Genomic DNA, 22,126 nt, shown 5'->3' on the forward strand with positions numbered 1-22,126 from the left:
CTTAGGTTCCTGGAAGTTGTGTGCGATTGCGATCGTAGACTTCGTAGAGGCGTTTGAGAACTTCGATCGGGATGCCAGCAACAGGGACGAGAATTTTAGTGGCTTCGATTCCGCCTGCAAAGATGACGCTGAAGATGTCTTGCCAACGTTGCCAGTTTTGCGGATTGTTTTGGGGCATCGTGGCGAAGCCGTTGATTAAAATATTGAGGATTTCTGCATCAGTTTTGCTAGGATACTTCGCCCGGAGTTGTGTAAGGAGGTCGGCAAGCTGTTGTTCGGCTTCTGTGCTAGATTCTGAAGCATGATTGTGCTGCGTAAATTCTTGTTTGCTGCCTTCAGCAGCGTAATTCACTCCGATCGTTGCATTTTGCTGATTGAAAATCGGGGCTTTGTCGGTCATGATCGTTAACCTCTCTATGGTTTGTACTGTTATAGCGTTCGACTCGTTGTTTTGGGGAGTTTGTCGATCGGCTTTCTGTGCTTTGAGAAAGGATTGAAAAACTTTATAATTGTAGAATTTGCATCTAGACTGAATCATCTCAATTGCGTTGAAAGCTTCAGGTATTTCAGCCGTTAGAGCACATTCGTAAATTCGTTTTATTATCTCAGGGCTAGCAATTTGTCCCAAAGCGATGGCAATTCTCGAACTCTCGTATTCATCAGGTAGTGCTCCTAAATCTGCTTGTTCGTCTAAACTAGTGTACAAGGCAGAAATTTCTAGTAAATCCTGTATTAAAGTTTCAACTCCTGCATCACTCCCAAAATGACTTAAAGCAGAAGCGGCATTTCGACGAACTGACATATCTTCATCATCTAAGAGTGATATTAAGCAGGGAATTGCAGCAGTATCATTAATTGATTTCAGTGCTTCAATCACACAAATCCGAACTTCTGATGATTGATCAGCCTGAGCTTTAAGCAGAGCGGAGGTTCCCGATTTACTGCCAATTTTGCCTAATGCCTCAGCAGCACATTTGCGAACATCTGCACTTTGATCCATTAAAGCTTCAGTAAGTGCAGGAATTGCTACTTCATTCCTAATTTCTCCTAAAGACAGGGCTGATATCCAGCGAACCTCAGCATTCTCATCGTTTATAAGTTGAAGAAGTACAGCAACGGCTCTATCTGTTGAAACAGAACTTAATGCATGAGCTGTATGGCGACGCACTTCCCAAGACTCCCTTTCTGCGCCTCGAATCAAAGTATTAACTGCTATATCGCTACTATCTTCACCTAATGCAGAAGCCGCGCTTGCTAAAACGTAAGAGTCAGTATCATTCTCGAAAACCTGAATTATAGAATTTAATGCATATTTAATTTCTTTCTTGCCTAATGCTTGTACAGTTGCCCTTCTCACGGATGCACTGTTACTTTCCAAGCATTGAATAAGAACCATTCTAGAAGCTTTACTATCAATCTTTCTAAGAGCCTCAGCAATTGCCTGATTAATCGAGTAATTATCGTCACGAAAAGCTTGAACGAGAGCTGCGATCGCTTCTTCACACTGAATTTCTGCGAGAGCTTGAGCGGCGTAATATACGACTTCAGATTCTTCATCAGATAAAGTGTGAATAAGGGCAAATCTTGCACAATTAGCGCTTTGAGAGCCTATTCTACTTAAGGCTAAAGCAGCACTACTACGTACATGAGAACTTTTATCTGTCAAAGCTTGAATTAAATCCTTAACAGCAAGTTCGCAACCAATTCTTCCTAACGCATAAGCAGCCGCACTACGCACATTAGCTTCTTTATCGCTTAGAGATTTAATTAGGGATTCTTGTGCCTTTGAAATGCCGATCTCCCCTAGTGCTTTAGCAGAATTCTCACGCACGTAGCAGTTTTTGCTGTTAATAGCTTGCGTCAAGCTATTAACTACATTCTCGCTACCAATTTTGATAAGTGCATAAGTAGAGTAAAAACGTACCTCAGGATTCTTATCTCCAAGTGCTTGAATTAAGCCATCAATTGCAGCATCGCTGCTAATTTCGCCCAACTCGTATGCTGCGTGTACCCGCTTCCAGTCACTTTCATCATTTAAGTCTTTCAGCAAACTTGGAACTAGGCTTTCTGAAAATGTTTTATGCAAAAGAGTAAGCTTAATTGGCTGAGCTAATTCCAATTGTTTAAGAACATCTACAGTTGTATTCTGAAATGCTAATTTCCCTTCTCCTGCCAGTCTTGCCCCTAGTATTAAATCAACTTCTTTGGTGGCTAACTGTACCACTCGTAGCGCTGTTGCTTCATTGTTTATCAGGGCTAGCATTAATGCTATAGGCTCCGTCCACTTCAGAAAATTTAAATACTCCTGCTTTAGTTGCTCATTCTCTAACTTGGGCAACTGCTCCCGTAGTGCCTCCGCTGCATAATATTCCTGAATCATCTGATGCTGAAATTCAATTTGATCTGAGCTTTGCTTGCGTAGCAGATGATATTTGAGCAAGTCATCCAGAAGGTCGCGAATTGGAAATGGCTCGCTTGGAAAGATTCGGTTTAACTCTTCTTCTGCTTCATCTCGATCAATGACCGCTCGAAAATCAACAGGCGTTTCTCCTTTCATCATTAGAAAAGCCAAAGCTTTCAAAGCTTTTTTCCACAATCTCCGATCGCTCAACGGCTTCACGTCTCCTTTAAGAGCTGCGACCTCATGCTTACGGACGCTACTTCGCTCATACGCTTCTGTAAACGCCCTAAAGATCTCGCCTAAATTTCTGGGTAATGTCGAATCTGGGCTTTGTTGAATCACCTCGCACAGCATCCACAACAGCAACGGCGTTTGTCCAAACTCCCGCAATCGGTTTTTCAACTGCCGCAGCATTTGCTCCGCTTGCTCTGGCACATACGCTCGAATAAACGTCTGCATTTGCGCCTCGGTGAGCGGTTGCATTTCTAATTTCTTCTCAGTTCCCAAATCTCCGCCAAGGCTTAAATCGCGTGTCGTGAAAATCATCGGCAGTTTGGGATGATTACGGCGAAAGGCGGATAACTGCGATCGCGCTTCCTCCGATGGCAATTCATTTACACCGTCAAACAAGAGCAGCGATCGACCTAACGCCTCCTCAAACAATTCAGCAGGCATTTCATGTCGAGTAAACGAATCGCGGATCAATTGCTCGATCGATCCCTGCCAATACCGCAACTCGACCAACACCGGAAGTCTTGACGATGCGATCGTTGCTTCTTCCAGCATCAACCGCGCCAGTGCTGTAGACTTCCCCGAACCCGGTCGCCCGACTAACAAAACGTGCTGCTCTGCATACTTCCGAATCCCTTCGAGTACCGAAAATCGCTCGATCTTTTCCTCCTCACGCCGCTCCTCTTTCTTCACCGTTTGAACCATCAGCCCAAAATCAAATGTCAGCGCTGCTTGTTTTGCCTGCCGTTCTTTTCCCGCAGCATCCGTTAGCGTGTAAAGCTGCCACCACTTTTCATAAGTGGCACGGATCGACTCAAGATAGGGCTGAAACTGAGAAGACATCGATCGTTGAATTAAGGGCGAGAGGGGATTTAGAGAGTGATCGATCGTGAGATAAAAGAGCAAAAGCGCTAATCGAATTCGACGCAGGAAAAATTCGATTGGCATTGCGGGATATACATAATTCTGTCACGCGAATTCGATTTTCCCTACGTCAAATTCGATTGGCGCTGCGTCGAACTCGATTGGCGCTGCGGAATATACATAACTTCACTGTGCCAATAGAATTCGACGACGTGCGAATTCTATTTCTTTGTGGAATTCACGGAAAACTTGTAAATCGTCCCTCAGCAAGCCAGATCTATGCCCTTCCAATTTTCAATCTCTCTCAGGGAACGATAAAAGCACACCTTATAAAGATGGAGAAAATCCATGCCTACTAAACGTCTCTCCCGCGAGATTCTGCAACAAGATATCGAGTCAATGAATGGGCTGAGTACCATTGCTGGCTATCAAACAAACCGTACAGAAGCAACTCCAGAAGGCTTACAAGCTGCTTACCGAACGATGCTGACTATGCAACAACGCCAAATCGAACAGCAAGTGCTCGCCCGCGAAGCTGCCGAAGCTGCACGTCAGGCAGAACAGGCTTTTCATAATGCGGTTCTTGCGATGAAAGAAGTTGTCAAAGGGCAATTTGGTTCTGATGGCAAAGAAGCACTCGCGATCGGACTCAAGCGCAAATCCGATCGTAAACCTCCTAGCCGTAAACCCAAAGCGGGGTTAGTTGTTCGCTAATTGAGTTCAGTCAACATCAGTAGCTGCTCTATTCCGGGGTAGCTACTTTGCAATTCAGTTACTCAGCAAATTCTTGAGTTCTTGTTCGCGATGTTCGAGCCGTTCCGCTAGCAGATTCACCACAAAGCGATGAATATTCGCAGCTAACAACGGATTAGAACTTTCAATCTGCTCGAATGCCTCAGAAGAGAGGAAATACAGCACACTCGGCTTATCTGCCACGACGGAAGCCATGCGTACTGTTTGGCGATACAAGCCCATCTCACCGATCGTGTTCCCGATCGTATAAGTCCGAATTCGCTTCGTTTGCTTCTGATCCAGGTCTATCACCACGCTCACTTGCCCTGAACCAACAAAGTACAATCCATCAAACGGATCACCCTGATAAAACAAATACTCTCCAGGCTGAAGCACACAAGTTTTCAGCATTAACATCAATCGATCAACCTGCTCCGGATCGAGAAACGCAGACTTCAAATAGCGACGAAACGCACGATCGGGATACTCTGAACTGGGTTCAAGTTGGATTAACGGGTAAGCCTGTAGGATTTGTTGTTCGCACCATTCTAAGCCACGATCGAGATCATCAAATCGATGACACAATGGAGCAGTTTCATCTAAACAATCTCCCTGACTTAACCATTGCTTTGCTTCACGAGACAATTGCGTAAACAATAGATGCACCTGTTTCTCGGTTGCAAGCTGTCCTAATTTGGCAAAACTTAACACCGCAGAAGCATCAAGTCCGCTCACTAATCGAAAATCCAGAATGACAAACCTGACTTGTGAATTCTGGTCTAGGTGAGCGCGAATTTGATTGAGTAACTTGTTTGCTGTGCCAAAAAAGATCAATCCTTGTAGCTCTAGCACCAAAATCTGCTGACCTTTTGCTTCAAGAATATCCATTTCTTCGGGTGTTCGGAGAACATTGCTGTGATGATATGTCCCTGAGCTAATGCGTTTCGTGATGGCAAGTTGACTATACTGAATCACAAACAGCACGATCGCAGCCATCAATCCGACTGCAATTCCCTGCAAATATCCCGCCGTTGCCGTCACCGCAACGATCAGCAAAATAATCCCGTAGTCCGATCGTGAAAACCGAAACCAAGCCTGATAAATCCACTCATACAACGGTTCAATCCCATACAGAAGCGGTAATCCAACCAGAATGAACTTCGGACAGTAGGCTAAACTCTCAGCACTACCAAACGCAATTGCAAAACACAGCGCCGCAATCATTCGTCCGACTAATCGTGATCGTCCACCCAACTGGATCGCGAGTGCTGTCTCATTCAAACTCGAAAACCCACCCGCACCGCCACCTAAACCAGAGACGATCGAGGCTGCTCCTGCAATCTTCAATTCTTGATTCAGGTCAAAATCGCGTTTCACCAATAGTTCAATGCCATTGGCGTTGAGCAATAACGCGATCGCTTCAATTAGCCATAATGCGGCTAGAGTCGGGAGCTGTTGAGTTACGACTGACCAATCAGCGTGGGTAACGGCTGGGATCGCAGTAAATTGAAACAATGCGTTCGGTGGCATTGTTCCGAGTAGCCATTGTTGTGTTGTTGCCTGCTGAATTGTGGTTCCGGTGAGTGCCAGTCCGGCATAAAAGAGCGCGATCGATGCCACAATAATGCCTGGAAGCAACAGAAAATGCTGAAACGACTTTGGCAGGACATACATCGCCAGCGCAAAAAACACCGCAGGCAACCATTGAAGCAGCACATTCGGTTGCAAAAAGACTGACACGGTTAAATGATCATAATCAACACCACTGAGCGACTGAAGCGCACCCTGAACTAACAATAGTCCTGTACTGGCAATAAACCCACCCACGACCGGATAAGGAATAAATCGAATCAGTCCGCCAAGCCGAAACTTACCCAACGCCATTAGAATTGCACCGCCCACAATCGAATTCAGCACGATCGTTGCAGACAGCGTGAGTAACTTTTGTTCAGTCGTTGCATTCGGCATCAGTTCGACAATCTGACGCGCAATCAGGCTCAGAACTGGAATCGAATTATCCGAAAGCGTTGCAACTACACCTGGATACGAACTGAATGAAGAAGCGATCGTATTGATCACTGCTGCACTAAACAACAGCACGCCAATTCCCCAGGGAAGCGCCTCAGAGAATCCACCTGAAAAGATGACTGCTCCAAACGAAACGCTGGTAATCACCGTGAGAGTCCCCATTGTTCCACCTGAAATGAGATTCAGGAACAATTGGTTCTCATGCTTTTTGGCAGGTGCATTCTTCACGCGTTGAATTGATAAAAAAGCATGGAAAGCAATTTCAGCCTACACTAGCTCACCAAAACAAGTCACGCGAGATCGATCGAAATCCTTCTTCAGATGGAAACGATTGGTGCAGTCAGAGGGTTAATTTTTGTGTAGGTTCAAACGCTGTGCTTATGGAACTTCAGGAACTCTTCAACGGAATCGTTGTTCAGGGATTATTTGAAGAGTTGTCTAACTTCTTTTCAACTCACTTATTCACCTTTGGTGGGAAGCAATTTTCGATCGGCTCTATGGTCGAATTGTTGTTCCAACTCATCATTGTTCTGGTTATTTCTAATTTAACCAAGCAGCTTTTGAAACAGCGAGTGTTTCCGGGAGTTGGCTTGAATATCGGTACAAGCGAATCCCTGTCCACGATCGGCAGTTACGTAGTGACGCTGATTGGCTTTTTCGTGGTGATTGAATCAACGGGCATTAACTTCAGTTCACTGACGGTGTTTGCAGGCGCGATCGGGCTTGGGTTCGGGATTGGCCTACAGAACATTACCAGTAATTTCATTAGCGGCATCACATTGTTATTTGAGCAGCCTGTTAAGGTTGGAGATTATATTGAGGTTGAGCAATTAGCGGGGATTGTTGAAGACATCTCGATTCGCAGTACAACTATCCGGACAATTAACAATGTGTTTGTGATTGTGCCGAATAGTCGATTTCTAGAGAATGGTGTCGTCAACTGGAGCTATCGCGATCCAAAGTGCCGCATTGTGATCCCGATTTTAGTCGTTGATGAAAGTGATTCGCTTACGGTCATGGAAGCCCTGCTAGCGGCGGCGCGTCAAGAATCACGAGTATTAGCGGCTCCTTCACCGGAAGTCTACTTTAAGGGATTGGATGCTGAAAAATCGATGTTGAAGTTTGAATTGCTGGTGTGGATCGAGCGGCCGATCGAGCAAGATTCAATCAAAAGCGCCCTGCAATTTCTGATCGAAGCAGAATTTCGCGATCGCGACCTGGATACGAAAGCGGCTCCGACTGATATTGTGTTTAACGATTTACCCACGATCGCTCAACTGCTGCAAGGCATCCAGAATGGCTCACCGCCTAAAGCGATCGCACCTGATAAACCGATTAGCGGCTGGCTTTTGCGCGATTTGCTGAAGAAAGTGAGCTACTTTCAACATTGTTCTGATGTCGAATTGCGCCAAGTGATCGAAAAAGGCTATCGAAAAAAGCTAGCAGCAGGTGAAGTGATTGCGCGGGAGAATGATCCGGGCGATGCGTTTTATTTGATTCTGTCGGGTGCGGTCGAAGTGGTGGTGGAATCGATCGATCAACAAGTGGCAGTCCGACGATCGGGCGAATTTATCGGAGAGATGTCGCTGTTGTTAGGGACACCCCGAAGCGCGACGTTACGCACGATCGAAGATACCATTCTGTTTATCGTGGATCACGCTAATCTACAGAGCTTACTCAGTAGCCATCATGAGTTAGCCGACCAGATTGCGGAGGCACTGTCTCAGCGTCAAGAAGCGCTTAAAAGTTTGGGAGTGACCGTGACTGAAGCAACGAAAGAAGAAACTCCATTTCAGTTAATCCGCAAGCAGATCGAGTCCATCTTCGATCTTTAATTCCCCAGATAGATACTGCGGCAGTTGAGTTCGCGGTAAGCTCAGCAACGAACTTATTTCGGCAGCCCACAGCAATGTTATTGTTGCTTTTTCATATTGCTGGAGATATCTATGCGATCGACAGCACTCACATTGTAGAAGTGCTGCCGCTTGTGCTGCTGCGAAAAATTCACCAAGCTCCGAAGCACATCACAGGTGTGTTTCAATATCGCAATTGTATTGTGCCTGTTGTTGACTTATGCCAACTGATTCAGGGGGAGCCTTGCCGATCGCGCTACAGTACCCGAATTATGATGCTGCACTACACTACCAAAAAGGGCAATCGCGCTTATGTCGGATTGTTAGCCGAGCGAGTCACAGAAACGCTCGATCAGCCTGACTTAATGCCATCGGCTGAAAACGATGATGGCTCCTATCTAGGTGAAGTCCTGATGCACGAACAAGACATGATTCAGCGATTACGGTGGGAGGCGCTGGTCTCAGATGTTCAAAACGTTGCACTAATTGGCGGAGGAACTGGTTAGGTGAATGGTACAAACAACGATTGAAGCAATGTTAAGACAGAAAATTGGATTAGATGCAAATAGCATCGGTTCCAACTCGATTGCCTATGCGATCGAGCAGCGTCGTTTGTGCTGCGGTCTTCCGACTTTAAAAGATTACTACAATCGCCTGAAGGGTTCCGCTGAAGAACTCGATGCGCTGATCGAAACGGTTGTCGTTCCTGAGACTTGGTTCTTTCGCGATCGTGAACCTTTTGTGTGCTTGAAACATTGGATCAAAACTGAATGGAATCCAAATTCTACCTTGCGCGTTCTGTCAGCACCTTGCTCGACTGGAGAAGAACCTTATTCGCTCGCGATAACTCTGCTCGAAGCAGGACTAAGCAGCGCTCAGTTTCGGATTGATGCGATCGATATTAGTCAAGTTGCTCTGGAAAAAGCGAAAAGAGCCACTTATACTAAGCGAGCATTCCGGGGAGAAACATCAATTAATCCTGCCTATTTTCAAACGGTTGAAGACCGATATCAGGTGCGATCGCACATTCGCGAGACAGTTCAATTCATGCGGAAGAATCTTTTAGAACCGAACAGTCTACTTGGACATCAATATCAGGTTATTTTCTGTCGAAACCTGCTGATTTATCTAGATCAACCTGCACGATCGCAGGTAATCAACACGCTGGATCAGGCTCTCAGTGTCTCTGGCTTACTATTTGTTGGCTCCGCAGAAACCCTACAGATTTCATCGCAACAGTATCAACCTGTGGCTCATCCTGTCGCATTTGCTTATCAGAAAATTAAACCGCCTCCAGCCGCACCTCAAAAAGCGTCTATTAAAGCGCCTATTGCTGCACTGCCAAAACCAAAGCCTACTCCCGCAGTCTCACTTTCCAAACTAGAGCAAGCTAAACAACTGGTCGATCGCGGACAACTGACCGAAGCTGCTCAGCTTTGTAAAGCCCATCTTGCGCTCGATCGCACGAACGCGAACGCCTACCTGTTGCTCGGTAAAATCTATCAGGAGCTCAATCAAATTCAACCCGCAGAACAAGCCTTTCAAAAAGCGATCTATCTTAACCCTAACTTCTATGATGCTTTGATTGAATTAGCAGTCTTAAAAGAACAACAAGGAGATCTCTCAACAGCAACCCGCCTAAAAGCAAGAGTACAACGGCTTCTCAACTTATAGTTATTACTTTTATGCTCAACAAAATCACCAATCGCATCCTACTGGGATACTCAATCCCGCTAATTTTTCTGATCATCTTAAGCGCGATCATCTACCGCTCATCTACTCGCGCCTTTCAACTCCAAGCTCAAGCTCAAAGAGTGGAGCAAAATATTAGAAATACCGATGCTCTAGTGGATGGTATCAACCGAATGGTTGCTGCCGCTCGGGGATACTATATCTTTCCAGAACAACGAGCAAACTCTACGAGAGTTTACAACGACGGGCGCAAACAAGCGATAGAAAAAGCTCAACAGCTACAAACTGCCGACAATCCCAGAGTGAGAGGGGCAGCGAATGAATTGTCACAACTGATCGAGCAGTCCGATGAAACCTTCCAAAATGTTTTTCGCTTAGTGGGTCAGAACAATTTGCCTCAAGCAAGAACACAGCTTTTACGGACTAGAATTACAGACTTACAAGCGCGGCGCAATCGAGTTGTGAGTGAGCTTGAAAACGAACTTGCTCAAATTCAAGCTTCTGCTGGCGACTCTCAAGGCTTTTTGCTGAGATTAATTATTGTCGGAACGCTGCTCGCGCTCATTTTAACCCTGATTGTTGGCTTGTTGAATAGCCTGCCTTTAAGACAGCAGCTTCCCAAAGTCGTGAATGCCGCAGAAGCGATCGCAGACGGAAACCTTGCTTACTCCCTAGATGACACCAAAGACCGAACCGAAGTCGGACAACTGCTGAATGCGTTTCAAAACATGATCAAAAGCTTGAATAAATTAATCTCGCAAGCTCAGCGATCAGGGATTCAAATCAGCACGTCAACCACGCAGATTGCAGCCGCCGGAAAACAACTCGAAGCCACGGTCAACGAGCAGTTTGCTTCAATGAACGAAGTGAATGCAACAGCGCGACAGATTGCGATGACCGCTGGAGGCTTAGTGAAGTCGATGGATGAGGTTGTAAAAACTGCACAAGAAACGACCGATGCTGCATCCAATAGTCAAACGAATCTAGATAAGATTCAATCCGCAATGCAGCGATTGGCTTATGCAACGAATTCGATCTCCTCGAAGCTAAAAGTGATGGATGAAAAGGCGAACAATATCAATTCAGTCGTCACCACCATCACAAAAGTTGCAGATCAGACAAATTTGCTATCGCTTAATGCTGCGATCGAAGCTGAGAAAGCTGGAGAATACGGAGCTGGATTTGCAGTCGTGGCGCGTGAAATTCGTCGTCTAGCTGACCAATCCGCAGTCGCAACGCTGGAAATTGAACAGATGGTGAAAGAAATGCAGTCCTCTGTTTCCAGTGGTGTAGTCGAGGTTGATAAGTTCCGCAATGAAGTGAAGCAATACGTCGAAGAAGTTGGCAATGTGAGTGAGCAAATTGCAAGCTTTATCACAGAAGTTCAGGGACTCACGCCGCAATTTGTCAGCGTCAACCGAAGTATGGATGAACAATATCGAGGAGCCGAGCAGATTAGCACTGCGATCGCTCAGCTACGCGATGCTTCACAACAAACCGCACAGTCGATTCAAGAAACCAATCACGCCCTGAGACAACTCGACGATGCAACGAGAGGCTTACAGCGTGAGATTTCGCAGTTCAAGGTGTAAAGCCATGATCACGATCGATGATATCAATGATTGCTGGAATCGAATTGGCGTAGAAGGCAATCAGACTTGTGAGCAACTTGCGCAGGTGACGCATTGCCACAATTGCTCTGTGTATTCGGAGTCCGGACGGCTTCTGCTCGAACGTGACGTGCCGATCGATTATGTTCAGGAATGGACGACGAGCATTGCTGAACGCGGATCAGCTTTAAGCGATCGATCAACGGAAGAAATGCTGTCGTTGATTCTGTTTCGACTGGGACAGGAGCAGTTTGCGATTTCAATCCGATCGCTGCAAGAAGTGATTCGTCCGACTCGAATTCATAAGCTGCCTCGGCGGAGCGATCGGTTATTTCTGGGATTAACCAATGTTCGGGGTGAAGTTCTGCTCTGTGCATCCTTGCGAGAGTTTCTCAATTTAGAAGCTGCTGCATCTTCAGATGACGATCGAATGCTGATTGTCGGTACGTCTCAGCGGAAATGGGTGTTTCCGGTTGATCAAGTGCATGGTATTCATCGTTATCCGCTGCGCCAGATTCAAGCTCCACCCGTTGTGATTACAAAAACAAATGCAGCCTATACCCAGGGCATTCTGATCTGTAACGATCAAAAGGTGAACTATCTGAATGCAGAATTGCTGATTGATACGCTCGATCGGAGACTGCTATGAGCTATTCAATGCGCGATCTGTTTCGGCAAGAAACCCAAACTCAAGTCGATCGCTTAAAACAATCCCTGACTGCTCTCCAACAACAACCGGATCTAATTCATGAAATTGAGAAGGCGTTGCAATCGATTCGGACGATCGTGGGCGTTGCTCATTTGATTGAGTTCGATGCTGCAACTCACTTAGCAGAGGTCATTCAGTCTTGTCTCACTGCGGCTCATGCTGGTCAGCTTTCTCTCACCCCTGACAAGATTGAGTCATTACTGCATGGCTGTACTTTATTGCTCCAGATGTGTCAGCTCGATCCGGCAAACTCAAAACAATGGTTGTTCAATCATGCTGAGGATTTAGCGAAAACGCAAACTTTGATCGATGATAGCTACCACGTCGATCGACCCCTTCAATTTGAAGTCACTTCATTTCAGCCGGAACAACCCAAGTCGATCGCTTCTCCTGCACCACCAGAACAAATCGAAGTTATTAAAGAAACAGCCCCACCTGCACCCGTTCAGAACTTAATGCAGAGCGATCCAGAATTGATGGCATTGTTTCGGCAAGAAGTTGAAGCTCAAACTGCAATTCTCAATCGCGGGCTAGTTGCGATCGAAGCGACTCCAAATTCACTCCAAGAACTCGAAGCCTTGATGAGAGCCGCCCACTCGATCAAAGGAGCCGCCCGCATTGTGGGTCTAGATGCTGCAGTCGAGTTAGCTCATCAGATGGAAGATTGTTTCGTCGCTGCTCAAAAACAAACCCTCAGCTTAAATGCTGCCCAGATCGATGCTTTGTTTCGAGGTGTGGATTTAATTCAATCCATTAGCCAAACGCAAGATGTCCAGCAATGGTTCTCTCATCACCGCTCTGAACTAGAAACAATCCATCGATCGCTGTCGCTAGATCAATCCGAACCTATCCTAGCCCCACTCCCCACTCCCGCTCCCACTCCCCACTCCCCACTTCCCACTCCCCAACACGATCCCCCTGAACCTGAAAACACTGCCCAGCTCGATCGCGTCCTACGAGTCAGCGCCGATAATCTCAATCGAATTGTTGGACTTGCCGGAGAATCAATGGTCGAAGCTTACTGGCTTCAACCCTTTGCCGAGTCATTGATGCAGATTCGCTCAAGACAGTTAGCCCTGTCTAAAATGCTAGAAGAACTTCAACAGTCTCACGAAATTGAAGCATTCGACCAATTACGCCAACAAGAGCGAGAATGTCGGAATTTATTGAGCGATCGCATCGCTGAACTCGGTGAATACATTCGTCGCACAGATAACCTCAGCGATCAGCTTTACCGGGAAGTCATTCAGTCGCAGATGCGCCCGTTTTCCGATGGAGTGCAAAGCTTTCCTCGCATGGTGCGAGACCTAGCGCGACAGCTTGGAAAACAAGTCAAACTCTCAATTCTCGGCGAAAACACAGCCGTCGATCGCGATATTCTCACCAAACTCGAAGCACCCTTGACTCATCTTTTAAGAAATGCTCTAGACCATGGCATAGAGCCTCCCGAAGAGCGCATCAGTGCCGGAAAATCTCCCGAAGGCACCATTCAGCTTGAAGCCTTCCATCGGGGTGGAATGCTCGTCATTACAGTCTCCGATGATGGTCGAGGCATTGATCCAAATCAGGTACGACAACAAGTAATTCGCCGTCGGCTTGCACCTCCAGAAGTTGCCCGTCGCATGACCCATACAGAACTGATGGAATTTCTTTTTCTCCCTGGGTTTTCGCTGTCTAAAAAAGTCACAGAACTTTCTGGGCGTGGCGTTGGACTAGATATTGCAAAAGCGATGGCGCAGGAAGTCGGCGGTACTGTCCGCGCGATTGCTTCACCGGGGACTGGAACGAGCTTTCACTTTCAGCTACCGCTGACGCTTTCTGTAGTCCGAACTTTACTGGTCGAGGTTTCTGGCGAACAATATGCGTTTCCTCTCTCGCGCATCGATCGTGTTCTCCGCCTCGATCGTGCGGAAATTTCCCTAGTCGAAAACCAACCGTACTTTACGTTCAACGATCAAAACATCGGTTTAATCTCTCTGGCTCAAGTGTTTGATTTACCCCACGCGCCTGCACTTCCTGATTCTCTTTGCGTGGTGATTTTGAGCTACCAATCTGCACAGTATGGATTAATCGTCGATCGCACGTTAGGAGAGCGAGAGCTAGTCGTACGTCCGCTCGATTCGCGCTTAGGAAAAGTTCAAGATATCAGCGCCGCAGCGTTAATGACGGATGGCTCATTAATTCTGATTGTGGATGTTTCGGACTTGGTGCGATCGATCAACACATTGCTCGATGCGGGGCGACTCACTGCTCCGTGCCACACTGAAACCACAGAGCCGAAAAAGCGGATTCTGGTCGTGGATGACTCGATTACGGTGCGTGAAGTCGAACGCAAGCTGCTGGAAAAACAAGGCTATCAAGTCGATGTCGCGATCGATGGAATGGAAGGTTGGAATGCGGTTCGCAATCAGACTTATGATTTAGTGATTACAGATATTGATATGCCTAGAATGAACGGAATTGAGCTAATTCAGCAGGTCAAAGCCAACCCGCATCTACGATCGACTCCGGTGATTGTGGTGTCTTATCGCGATCGAGAATCTGATCGACTGCAAGGACTCGAAGCGGGAGCAGATTATTATTTAACTAAAAATAGCTTTCAGGATGACTCTTTGATTCAGGCAGTCGTTGACTTGATCGGGCAGTAAGCTATGAGAATTGCGATCGTCAATGATATGAGCTTAGCCGTGGAAGCGCTGCGACGAGTGTTAATGCAGGCTCCTCAGCATCAGGTTGCTTGGATTGCCTACACCGGTGCAGAAGCGGTACAAAAATGCGCTCAGGATCAACCCGATTTAATTTTAATGGATCTGTTTATGCCAGAAATGGACGGCATCGAAGCGACGCGGCAAATCATGCAGCGATCGCCCTGTGCCATTCTGGTAGTGACAGCAGATGTGGAGCATAGTTCTGCAAAAGTGTTTGAAGCAATGGGACATGGCGCACTCGATGCCGTCAATACACCCATTCTCAGCAGTTCAGGAACGCCCGAAGATGCACGGTTACTGCTGTCAAAGATCAAAACCATTGGCAAACTGATTGGAAAGACTGAGTTTACTCCCATCCAGTCACGATCGCCCTTAGTCGTCATTGGGGCTTCAACAGGCGGGCCAAAAGCGCTCGTCACGATTCTTGCTCAATTGCCACCCGATTTTAGCGCTGCGATCGTGATTGTGCAGCACGTCGATGTGCAGTTTGCGATGGGAATGATTAATTGGTTAGATCAACAAACTGCGCTCCCCGTCAGCAAAGCCATGAGCGGCGATCGACCCACAGAAGGTAAAGTCTTATTTGCTTGTAGTAATGATCATCTCTGTTTGCAATCGAACGGAACCTTAGCTTATACGCCCTATCCAACCGATTATCCTTACCGTCCGTCGGTCGATGTCTTCTTCAAAAGCGTGGCACAATATGGAAAAGATCAAGGTGCTGCTATTTTACTCACAGGTATGGGGCGGGATGGAGCAGAAGGATTGAGAATATTGCGTCAGCGAGGCTGGTACACGATCGCTCAAGCTGAGGAAAGCTGTGTGGTCTACGGAATGCCCAAAGCCGCGATCGAGCTAAGTGCGGCTGTGGATGTGCTCAACCCTGATGCGATCGCCACTGCCTTACTGCACCGTTTCCATTGATCATGAGTATGAGCGATCCCATCACAGTCCTACTCATTGATGATCAAGCGATCATCAGCGAAGCCATCCAAAAGATGCTGGCTCCTGAAGCAGATATTGCATTCCACTACTGCAACAATCCACTTTATGCCCTGAAAGCCGCAGCACAATGCAATCCGACTGTGATTTTGCAAGATCTAGTGATGCCTCAGATGGATGGATTATTGGTGGTGCGATTTTTGCGATCGCAAGATGCCCCGACTGCTGATGTACCCCTGATTGTTCTATCTAGTAAAGAAGAACCCGTGATCAAGGCTCAAGCTTTTGAACTGGGTGCAAATGACTATTTAGTGAAGTTGCCCGATCGGGTTGAACTGATTGCCCGGATTCGCTATCACTCCAGAGCCTACAATAACCTCCGCAAGCGCCAAGAAGCCGAAGCCCAACTGCGCGATGAGAACCTGCGTCAAGCACAGTACATTGAGCAAGTGAATAAGCTCACCAAAGCAGCCGTCTCGGTTGAAGAACATACCTTTAAGCCCGAAGATTTAAGCGAAGTCAGAGATCGCGATGATGAACTTGGGCAGCTATCGCGTGTGTTTGTTCAGATGGTCGGCACGGTTAACACTCGCCAGGAAGAACTCAAGCGGCTGAATGAATCTTTTGCCCGTTTCTTTCCGTCTGAGTATCTGCGCTTTCTCCGCAAAGAGTCTGTAACCGAAGTGCAGTTGGGCGATTATGTCAGTAAAACAATGGCGGTAATGTTTAGTGACATTCGATCGTTCACGACGATTTCAGAATCGATGTCGCCTCAGGATAATTTTAACTTTGTCAATGCTTATCTCAAGCGTGTCAGTCCAGAAATTCGCAATCACTATGGCATTATTGTCAAATTTCTCGGTGATGGCATGATGGCAGTGTTTCCAGAAGGAGCAGACGATGCGGTGGCGGCTGGAGTCGCGAAACAGCTTCGGGTACAAGAATACAATGTTGAGCGAATGGCACGGGGAGATTTGCCGGTTCAAGTTGGCATCGGAATTCATGTCGGACACATGATGCTGGGCATGGTTGGGGAAACTAATCGAATTCAAGGCGATGCGTTTTCGGATACCGTCAACCTCACCTCTCGACTGGAAGGACTAACCAAATACTATGGAGTTTCGATGTTAATCTCTGGACAAACCTTAGAGTATCTGAGTAATCCGGGGCAATATCAAATTCGCTTTCTCGATCGAGCGATCGTCAAAGGACGCAACGAACCAATCACCGTGTATGAAATTTTAGATGCAGAGACAGAAGAAAATCGGATGCTGAAGCGGCAAACTCAGCCCATATTTGATCAGGGGATTGAGTGTTACCGAGAAGCGAAGTTCGATCAAGCAAAACGCCATTTTGAAGAGGTTCTAAAGGCAAATCCTAACGATTACACAGCACAACTTTATGTTGATCGGGTAACGGAATTGCTCGATCGAGGAGTTCCCAAAGACTGGACAGACGCTTGGACATTTGATGAAAAGTAAATTTGATGAAAAGTAGTCTGTGCAATATCCTACTCTGTGCATATGCAGAGTTCCTTTTCAACAAATTTTACTGATTTTTTGTACCAATGGTGAATTTTGACATAGGATACAGTCAATCTGTATATGGACAAGTTTGAATAATGAACGTTTTAGCGAAAGTTGAGACTGGAAACGACGTGAATGAAAATGACTTTACAACTTATCTTGATCCGACTCTAATTCAGTCGGCGCGGCTGATTTATGAAACCTATTTTGCCGTACATCCTGAGATCGATCGTCCGTTGGGCGTGGCGATTAATCGAATTACGCATCGCGGCAAAATCATTTTTTCGGGCAAGCCAGTTTTACTACCTCAAGAATGTTTTGTGCCGTTTGAATTAATCGAGTAAAAATCACAAGAGAAGGGCACGAATTTCAGCTCGATCGAGTTAAATGAAGTCTGCCCTGATGCTTGCTGAATGTATGGATCTTCTTGCTGTCCCGGCTCTGGTTTTGGTGTTTTTTGTGGGTGCCTCGATCGGGAGCTTTCTGAATGTCGTAATCTACCGCTTGCCTGCGGGACTCTCGCTGATTTATCCGCCGTCGCGCTGTCCCCACTGCCTAACTCGCCTGCGAAAACGCGAGAATATTCCTGTGTTCGGTTGGCTACGCCTGAAAGGAAAATGCGCTCATTGTAAAAGCTCGATCGCTCCTCGCTACCCGCTAATCGAAGCAATTACAGGTATTTTATTTGTCATCGTGTTCTGGATTTTCGGCATCTCGATACAAACGCTTGGATACTGGACATTTCTCAGTTGGCTGCTTGCACTGGCGATGATTGATCTCGATACGATGACGTTACCAAATCCATTGACGCAATCGGGATTAGTGTTGGGGTTGGTGTTCAGCACGATCGTTGGCTTTTTAAGCGGCGGGATCGTTGGCGCAATTGGGGAATTCATTACGGCTGTAATCGGCGCGATCGTCGGAATCTGGCTATTGGATCTCATTGCGATCGTCGCTTCGATGATTCTGGGACAAACAGCCATGGGAGCCGGGGACTCGAAGCTAATGGCGATGATCGGCGCGTGGCTGGGCTGGCAGTTGATGCTGATCGGGGGATTTTTGGCGTGTTTAACGGGGGCGATCGTGGGAATTGCCGCGCTAAAATTGGGGCGATTGTCGCGTCGTCAAGCGATGCCGTTTGGCCCGTTTCTAGCGCTGGGCGCGGGTTTGAGCTTGTTTTATGGTCAAGCGATGCTATCGAGCTACCTGCAATTATTTGCCCTCTGATTTCTCCGGACAGCAGGATCAACAAGAGCGGTAAAATGAGGCTTGATTAGCGTGAATTTAAAGGCAACGGATGCGTATCTCTCTCAATTGGCTGCGGGAACTGATAGATATTTCGATGACTCCAGAGGCGTTGGCGGAAAAGCTGACGATGGCGGGGTTTGAGGTAGAAGACATAGAAGATCGACGCACTTGGGCGGATGGGGTTGTCGTCGGGAAAGTGCTGACGCGAGAACAGCATCCGAATGCCGATCGCTTGAGTGTTTGCACAGTCGATATTGGCGGTGAAAGTCCCTCTCAAATCGTTTGCGGTGCGGCAAATGTCCGAACCGATATTTTTGTGGCGGTGGCAACGCTTGGAACTTACTTACCGAATGTTGATCTAAAAATTAAGCCTGCCAAGCTCAGAGGCGTGGAATCCAAAGGGATGATTTGTTCTTTGTCGGAACTGGGTCTGACTAAAGAATCAGAAGGTATTCACATTTTTGATGAGACTGTGACGGGCGCGTTGCAGCCGGGAATGGATGTGCGTCCGCTCCTCGGATTAGATGATGCCATTTTAGACTTGACTTCGACTGCAAATCGGGCAGATGCGCTCAGTTTGGTTGGAATTGCGCGAGAGGTCGCAGCGTTAACAGGCGGAACGCTGCGACTCCCGCAACCCGCCGCACCGCAAGTCGAGCAAAATCGCGCTTTGTCAATCAAAATTAGCGATGCTCAAGCTTGCCCGACCTACATCGGAACGACGATCGAGAACGTCAAGATTGCCCCCTCGCCGTTGTGGTTGCAGCGTCGATTGTTAGCATCAGGAGTACGATCGATCAACAACATTGTCGATGTGACGAATTACATCATGCTCGAATGGGGTCAACCGCTTCATGCGTTTGATCTCGATCGTTTGATTCAAGTCGCTGGAAGTGATCAAATCGAAATGGGTGTGCGATTTGCACGATCGGGCGAATCGGTGAAAACGCTCGATGGTCAAGACCGCAAACTGCAAGAGCAAGCCTTGTTAATCACGGTGAACGACAAGCCGACGATGTTAGCAGGGGTGTTTGGCGGAGAAGAAACAGAAGTCAGCGATACGACTCAGAATGTACTGCTCGAAGCGGCGATTTTTGATTCTGCGGCAATTCGTAAATCGGCACGATCGCAAGGCTTGAGAACCGAGGCATCCGCCCGATATGAACGCGGGGTGAACTGGGCAGGACTGGAAACCGCTTGCCGCCGAGCGATCGAACTCATTCTCGAAACGGCAGGCGGAACGGTTACGGCGCAAAGCACGATCGACCATCGACAAGGTACTTTAACGAGAACGATCGAGCTTCGCTTAGAGCGCGTTCGCGAAGTGTTAGGTATGGTCGAACTCGATGAGGACTTAGGCGAACTGCAAGCGAGTGATATCGAACGCACCTTAACGGCTTTGGGCTGTGAGTTGCAGTCGAATGGCTCAGAAACCTGGATTGTGACTGTTCCGCCTTATCGCTACCGGGACTTAGAGCGCGAGATCGATTTGATCGAAGAAATTGCGCGGCTGTATGGATACAACAAGTTCACAGATACTTTGCCGGATAAGACTGAGCTAGGGTATTTGTCGATCGATCAGGTCATTAAGCGCAAAGTTCGCGAAGCATTCCGAGCCGCAGGTTTAACCGAAGTGATGCACTATTCCTTGGGTAAACCTGGAGAAGAACGTCAGGTTGTTCTGGCAAATCCACTGTTTACCGAATACTCTGCATTGAGAACTGATTTGATCAATGGCTTGATCGAGGCATTCCAATACAACTTAGAGCAAGGCAATGGAGCCTTGAACGGGTTTGAGGTGGGTCACATCTTTGCTCAAGAAGAAGAACTGATCGAATCTGAAGCGATCGCGGGCATTCTCGGCGGCGATCCGGCTCAGGGTAAGTGGGTGCGTGGGGGTAAAGACCAGCCGATGACCTGGTTTGAAGCAAAAGGCGTTTTAGATAGCGTCTTCGATCGTGTTGGTTTAACCGTGGAATACCAGCCCGATCGTCGTGATGCTCGACTACATCCGGGACGTACTGCTTCATTGTGGGTGAAAGGTGAACGCTTAGGAACCTTTGGGCAACTCCATCCCCAACTGCGTCAAGAGCGCGGATTACCGGATGAAGTGTATGTGTTCCAGCTTAATCTCGATGTCGTGATTCAACAGCTTGAGACGGACGAAGCAATGGTTTCGATCTTCAAGCCGTTCTCAACTTATCCCGCTTCCGATCGCGATATTGCGTTCTTCGCAGCGCGTGACGTTGCGGTGAGTGATTTAGAGCGCACGATCGTTAAAGCAGGCGGTAAGCTGCTCGAATCTGTGGAACTGTTTGATGAGTACATAGGCGATCGTGTCCCGGAAGGTCAAAGAAGTTTAGCATTTCGATTGGTGTATCGAGCCGACGATCGCACCTTGAAAGATGAAGATGTCGATCCGGTTCATCAGAAAGTGCGTGAAGCATTAACCGAGAAATTCCGCGTAGAACTGAGAAGCTAAGGAGTGAGATTGTGCCTAAATATGTGGTTTGGGGGAGCTATTGCGAAGATGTGCTAGAAAAAAGAGCACCATATCGCCAAGCTCATTTAGATGGACTCGCCAAACAAAAGGAAGATGGAATTTTGATTACGATCGGCCCGACCAAAGATGTAACTAAAGTGTTTGGAATTTACGAGGCTGAGAATGAAGCGATCGTGCGTGATTTGATTGAGTCTGATCCATATTGGCAAAACCAAATCTGGACGGAATACGACATCAAAGAATGGATTCAGGCGATTTAAGTGATCGTCGCTTAAAAGTTCCGTTCGACTTTTTTGCTGCGTTGCAAACTACTTGCAACGCAGCAAAACTGTATATCTGTAATTCTTACCGTACACTCCGCACTAAAAAGTTCGCCTGACCACAACTTCTTCGCGATCGGCGTAACACTTCTTCACTACAAGTCCCAGGCTTGCCATCCTTTGAATAGCACACCAGTGTTTCTTGTAAAAACCGTCCTGACCCCGAACAACTCGGAGCAACACTGTTTGCTGTAAAACCAGGATTAGCCCTGACAAAATCCTGTTTAAGCTGCGTCAAAGTCACACGAAATGGTTGAGTTGGGCGGACATAGCGATCGGGAATCGTAACACTCTCTTTGAACGTTTTTGACAATTGGTGGTATTGCACTTGAGATAGACCTGAACAAGTTCCATGCTTTTCCCATTCGTGGCTGTATAGCTTTGAACTGGGATAAAGACCCGGAAACTGTTGCTGCATTCTTGGGTTAAATGCTTCGGTAGTGCAGTTTTGTGGATAGCCGCGATCGTACTGGGGCCACAAGCCATGCAGTACAAAGCCTAATTGCCGTCCTGTGCCGCATTGTTGAGGATCACGGTTGCCATTTGTTGCACAGTAATCCGGAGACCAAGAAAGCGCCATTACATAGTAATCGAATTGCCCTGGAACATTTCGAGTTTGCTGAGCAGGTTTGGAACGAGAAGGACGTGCCTCTGAAATCCCTGGAAGGGCGCAAATTCCAGCCAGCAGTAGAGTTGAAATAATGGCTTTTTTGAACATCGCTTTTCTGAGCACAAAGAGTCCTTGTAGAATCAATTAGA

The 22,126-nt window shown here is 47.2% G+C and carries 16 protein-coding genes; 13 read left to right on the forward strand and 3 right to left on the reverse strand.

The genetic code is table 11. From position 1 onward, the window contains the following. Position 1: 1 nt before the first annotated feature. Complete coding sequence (locus tag NC980_RS08045; RefSeq protein WP_190378390.1) at positions 2-3,580, reverse strand: HEAT repeat domain-containing protein; 3,579 nt, start codon at positions 3,578-3,580, stop codon at positions 2-4. 264 nt (positions 3,581-3,844) lie between these two features. On the opposite strand from NC980_RS08045, the gene NC980_RS08050 reads away from it, so the two are divergent. Beyond that, positions 3,845-4,210, forward strand: a complete 366-nt coding sequence (locus tag NC980_RS08050; protein ID WP_190378391.1) for a hypothetical protein — start codon at positions 3,845-3,847, stop codon at positions 4,208-4,210. 54 nt (positions 4,211-4,264) lie between these two features. On the opposite strand, the gene NC980_RS08055 is transcribed toward NC980_RS08050, so the two are convergent. Then, on the reverse strand, positions 4,265-6,484 hold the full coding sequence (locus NC980_RS08055; RefSeq protein WP_190378392.1) for a solute carrier family 23 protein: 2,220 nt from the start codon (positions 6,482-6,484) through the stop codon (positions 4,265-4,267). A gap of 152 nt (positions 6,485-6,636) precedes the next feature. On the opposite strand from NC980_RS08055, the gene NC980_RS08060 reads away from it, so the two are divergent. The 12 genes from NC980_RS08060 (at position 6,637) to NC980_RS08115 (ending at position 21,307) form a co-directional block, all read left to right on the forward strand. After that, positions 6,637-8,091, forward strand: a complete 1,455-nt coding sequence (locus tag NC980_RS08060; protein WP_190378393.1) for a mechanosensitive ion channel domain-containing protein — start codon at positions 6,637-6,639, stop codon at positions 8,089-8,091. A gap of 74 nt (positions 8,092-8,165) precedes the next feature. Beyond that, complete coding sequence (locus tag NC980_RS08065) at positions 8,166-8,615, forward strand: chemotaxis protein CheW (protein WP_190378394.1); 450 nt, start codon at positions 8,166-8,168, stop codon at positions 8,613-8,615. Positions 8,616-8,619: 4 nt separating this feature from the next. After that, positions 8,620-9,783 carry a protein-glutamate O-methyltransferase CheR gene (locus tag NC980_RS08070; RefSeq protein WP_190378395.1) on the forward strand — a complete coding sequence of 388 codons (1,164 nt, stop codon included), beginning with the start codon at positions 8,620-8,622 and terminating at the stop codon, positions 9,781-9,783. An 11-nt stretch (positions 9,784-9,794) separates the two neighbouring features. Further along, positions 9,795-11,393, forward strand: coding sequence for a methyl-accepting chemotaxis protein (locus NC980_RS08075; RefSeq protein ID WP_190378396.1), 1,599 nt, complete (start codon positions 9,795-9,797; stop codon positions 11,391-11,393). Between the two features lie 4 nt (positions 11,394-11,397). Continuing rightward, positions 11,398-12,060 carry a chemotaxis protein CheW gene (locus NC980_RS08080; RefSeq protein ID WP_190378397.1) on the forward strand — a complete coding sequence of 221 codons (663 nt, stop codon included), beginning with the start codon at positions 11,398-11,400 and terminating at the stop codon, positions 12,058-12,060. Beyond that, on the forward strand, positions 12,057-14,768 hold the full coding sequence (locus tag NC980_RS08085; RefSeq protein ID WP_190378398.1) for a hybrid sensor histidine kinase/response regulator: 2,712 nt from the start codon (positions 12,057-12,059) through the stop codon (positions 14,766-14,768). Before NC980_RS08080 ends, NC980_RS08085 begins: the two co-directional genes overlap by 4 nt. A gap of 3 nt (positions 14,769-14,771) precedes the next feature. Then, on the forward strand, positions 14,772-15,752 hold the full coding sequence (locus NC980_RS08090) for a chemotaxis response regulator protein-glutamate methylesterase (protein ID WP_190378399.1): 981 nt from the start codon (positions 14,772-14,774) through the stop codon (positions 15,750-15,752). An 8-nt stretch (positions 15,753-15,760) separates the two neighbouring features. Continuing rightward, positions 15,761-17,251 carry an adenylate/guanylate cyclase domain-containing protein gene (locus NC980_RS08095; RefSeq protein WP_190378400.1) on the forward strand — a complete coding sequence of 497 codons (1,491 nt, stop codon included), beginning with the start codon at positions 15,761-15,763 and terminating at the stop codon, positions 17,249-17,251. A gap of 140 nt (positions 17,252-17,391) precedes the next feature. After that, positions 17,392-17,640 (forward strand): hypothetical protein, encoded by a 249-nt coding sequence (locus NC980_RS08100; RefSeq protein ID WP_190378401.1) that lies wholly within the window; start codon positions 17,392-17,394, stop codon positions 17,638-17,640. Positions 17,641-17,713: 73 nt separating this feature from the next. After that, on the forward strand, positions 17,714-18,523 hold the full coding sequence (locus NC980_RS08105; RefSeq protein ID WP_190378449.1) for an A24 family peptidase: 810 nt from the start codon (positions 17,714-17,716) through the stop codon (positions 18,521-18,523). A 70-nt stretch (positions 18,524-18,593) separates the two neighbouring features. Continuing rightward, the gene (gene pheT, locus NC980_RS08110; RefSeq protein ID WP_190378402.1) at positions 18,594-21,026 is read left to right on the forward strand and encodes a phenylalanine--tRNA ligase subunit beta; all 2,433 of its coding nucleotides are present in this window, start codon (positions 18,594-18,596) and stop codon (positions 21,024-21,026) included. 11 nt (positions 21,027-21,037) lie between these two features. After that, positions 21,038-21,307, forward strand: coding sequence for a YciI family protein (locus NC980_RS08115; protein WP_190378403.1), 270 nt, complete (start codon positions 21,038-21,040; stop codon positions 21,305-21,307). Positions 21,308-21,392: 85 nt separating this feature from the next. Here the strand turns inward: NC980_RS08115 and NC980_RS08120 are convergent, their stop codons facing one another. Continuing rightward, on the reverse strand, positions 21,393-22,085 hold the full coding sequence (locus tag NC980_RS08120) for a ribonuclease (RefSeq protein ID WP_190378450.1): 693 nt from the start codon (positions 22,083-22,085) through the stop codon (positions 21,393-21,395). Between the last annotated feature and the right edge of the window lie 41 nt (positions 22,086-22,126).

The organism is Leptolyngbya sp. AS-A5 (assembly GCF_039962495.1).
Classification (GTDB): domain Bacteria; phylum Cyanobacteriota; class Cyanobacteriia; order Leptolyngbyales; family Leptolyngbyaceae; genus Leptolyngbya.

Bases quoted from the DNA above. Each gene is read 5' to 3' on its own strand.
- NC980_RS08045 (WP_190378390.1), bottom strand. From the start codon at position 3,580: ATGCCAATCGAATTTTTCCTGCGTCGAATTCGATTAGCGCTTTTGCTC.
- NC980_RS08050 (WP_190378391.1), top strand. From the start codon at position 3,845: ATGCCTACTAAACGTCTCTCCCGCGAGATTCTGCAACAAGATATCGAG.
- NC980_RS08060 (WP_190378393.1), top strand. From the start codon at position 6,637: ATGGAACTTCAGGAACTCTTCAACGGAATCGTTGTTCAGGGATTATTT.
- NC980_RS08065 (WP_190378394.1), top strand. From the start codon at position 8,166: ATGTTATTGTTGCTTTTTCATATTGCTGGAGATATCTATGCGATCGAC.
- NC980_RS08070 (WP_190378395.1), top strand. From the start codon at position 8,620: ATGGTACAAACAACGATTGAAGCAATGTTAAGACAGAAAATTGGATTA.
- NC980_RS08075 (WP_190378396.1), top strand. From the start codon at position 9,795: ATGCTCAACAAAATCACCAATCGCATCCTACTGGGATACTCAATCCCG.
- NC980_RS08080 (WP_190378397.1), top strand. From the start codon at position 11,398: ATGATCACGATCGATGATATCAATGATTGCTGGAATCGAATTGGCGTA.
- NC980_RS08085 (WP_190378398.1), top strand. From the start codon at position 12,057: ATGAGCTATTCAATGCGCGATCTGTTTCGGCAAGAAACCCAAACTCAA.
- NC980_RS08090 (WP_190378399.1), top strand. From the start codon at position 14,772: ATGAGAATTGCGATCGTCAATGATATGAGCTTAGCCGTGGAAGCGCTG.
- NC980_RS08095 (WP_190378400.1), top strand. From the start codon at position 15,761: ATGAGCGATCCCATCACAGTCCTACTCATTGATGATCAAGCGATCATC.
- NC980_RS08100 (WP_190378401.1), top strand. From the start codon at position 17,392: ATGAACGTTTTAGCGAAAGTTGAGACTGGAAACGACGTGAATGAAAAT.
- NC980_RS08105 (WP_190378449.1), top strand. From the start codon at position 17,714: ATGGATCTTCTTGCTGTCCCGGCTCTGGTTTTGGTGTTTTTTGTGGGT.
- pheT (WP_190378402.1), top strand. From the start codon at position 18,594: ATGCGTATCTCTCTCAATTGGCTGCGGGAACTGATAGATATTTCGATG.
- NC980_RS08120 (WP_190378450.1), bottom strand. From the start codon at position 22,085: ATGTTCAAAAAAGCCATTATTTCAACTCTACTGCTGGCTGGAATTTGC.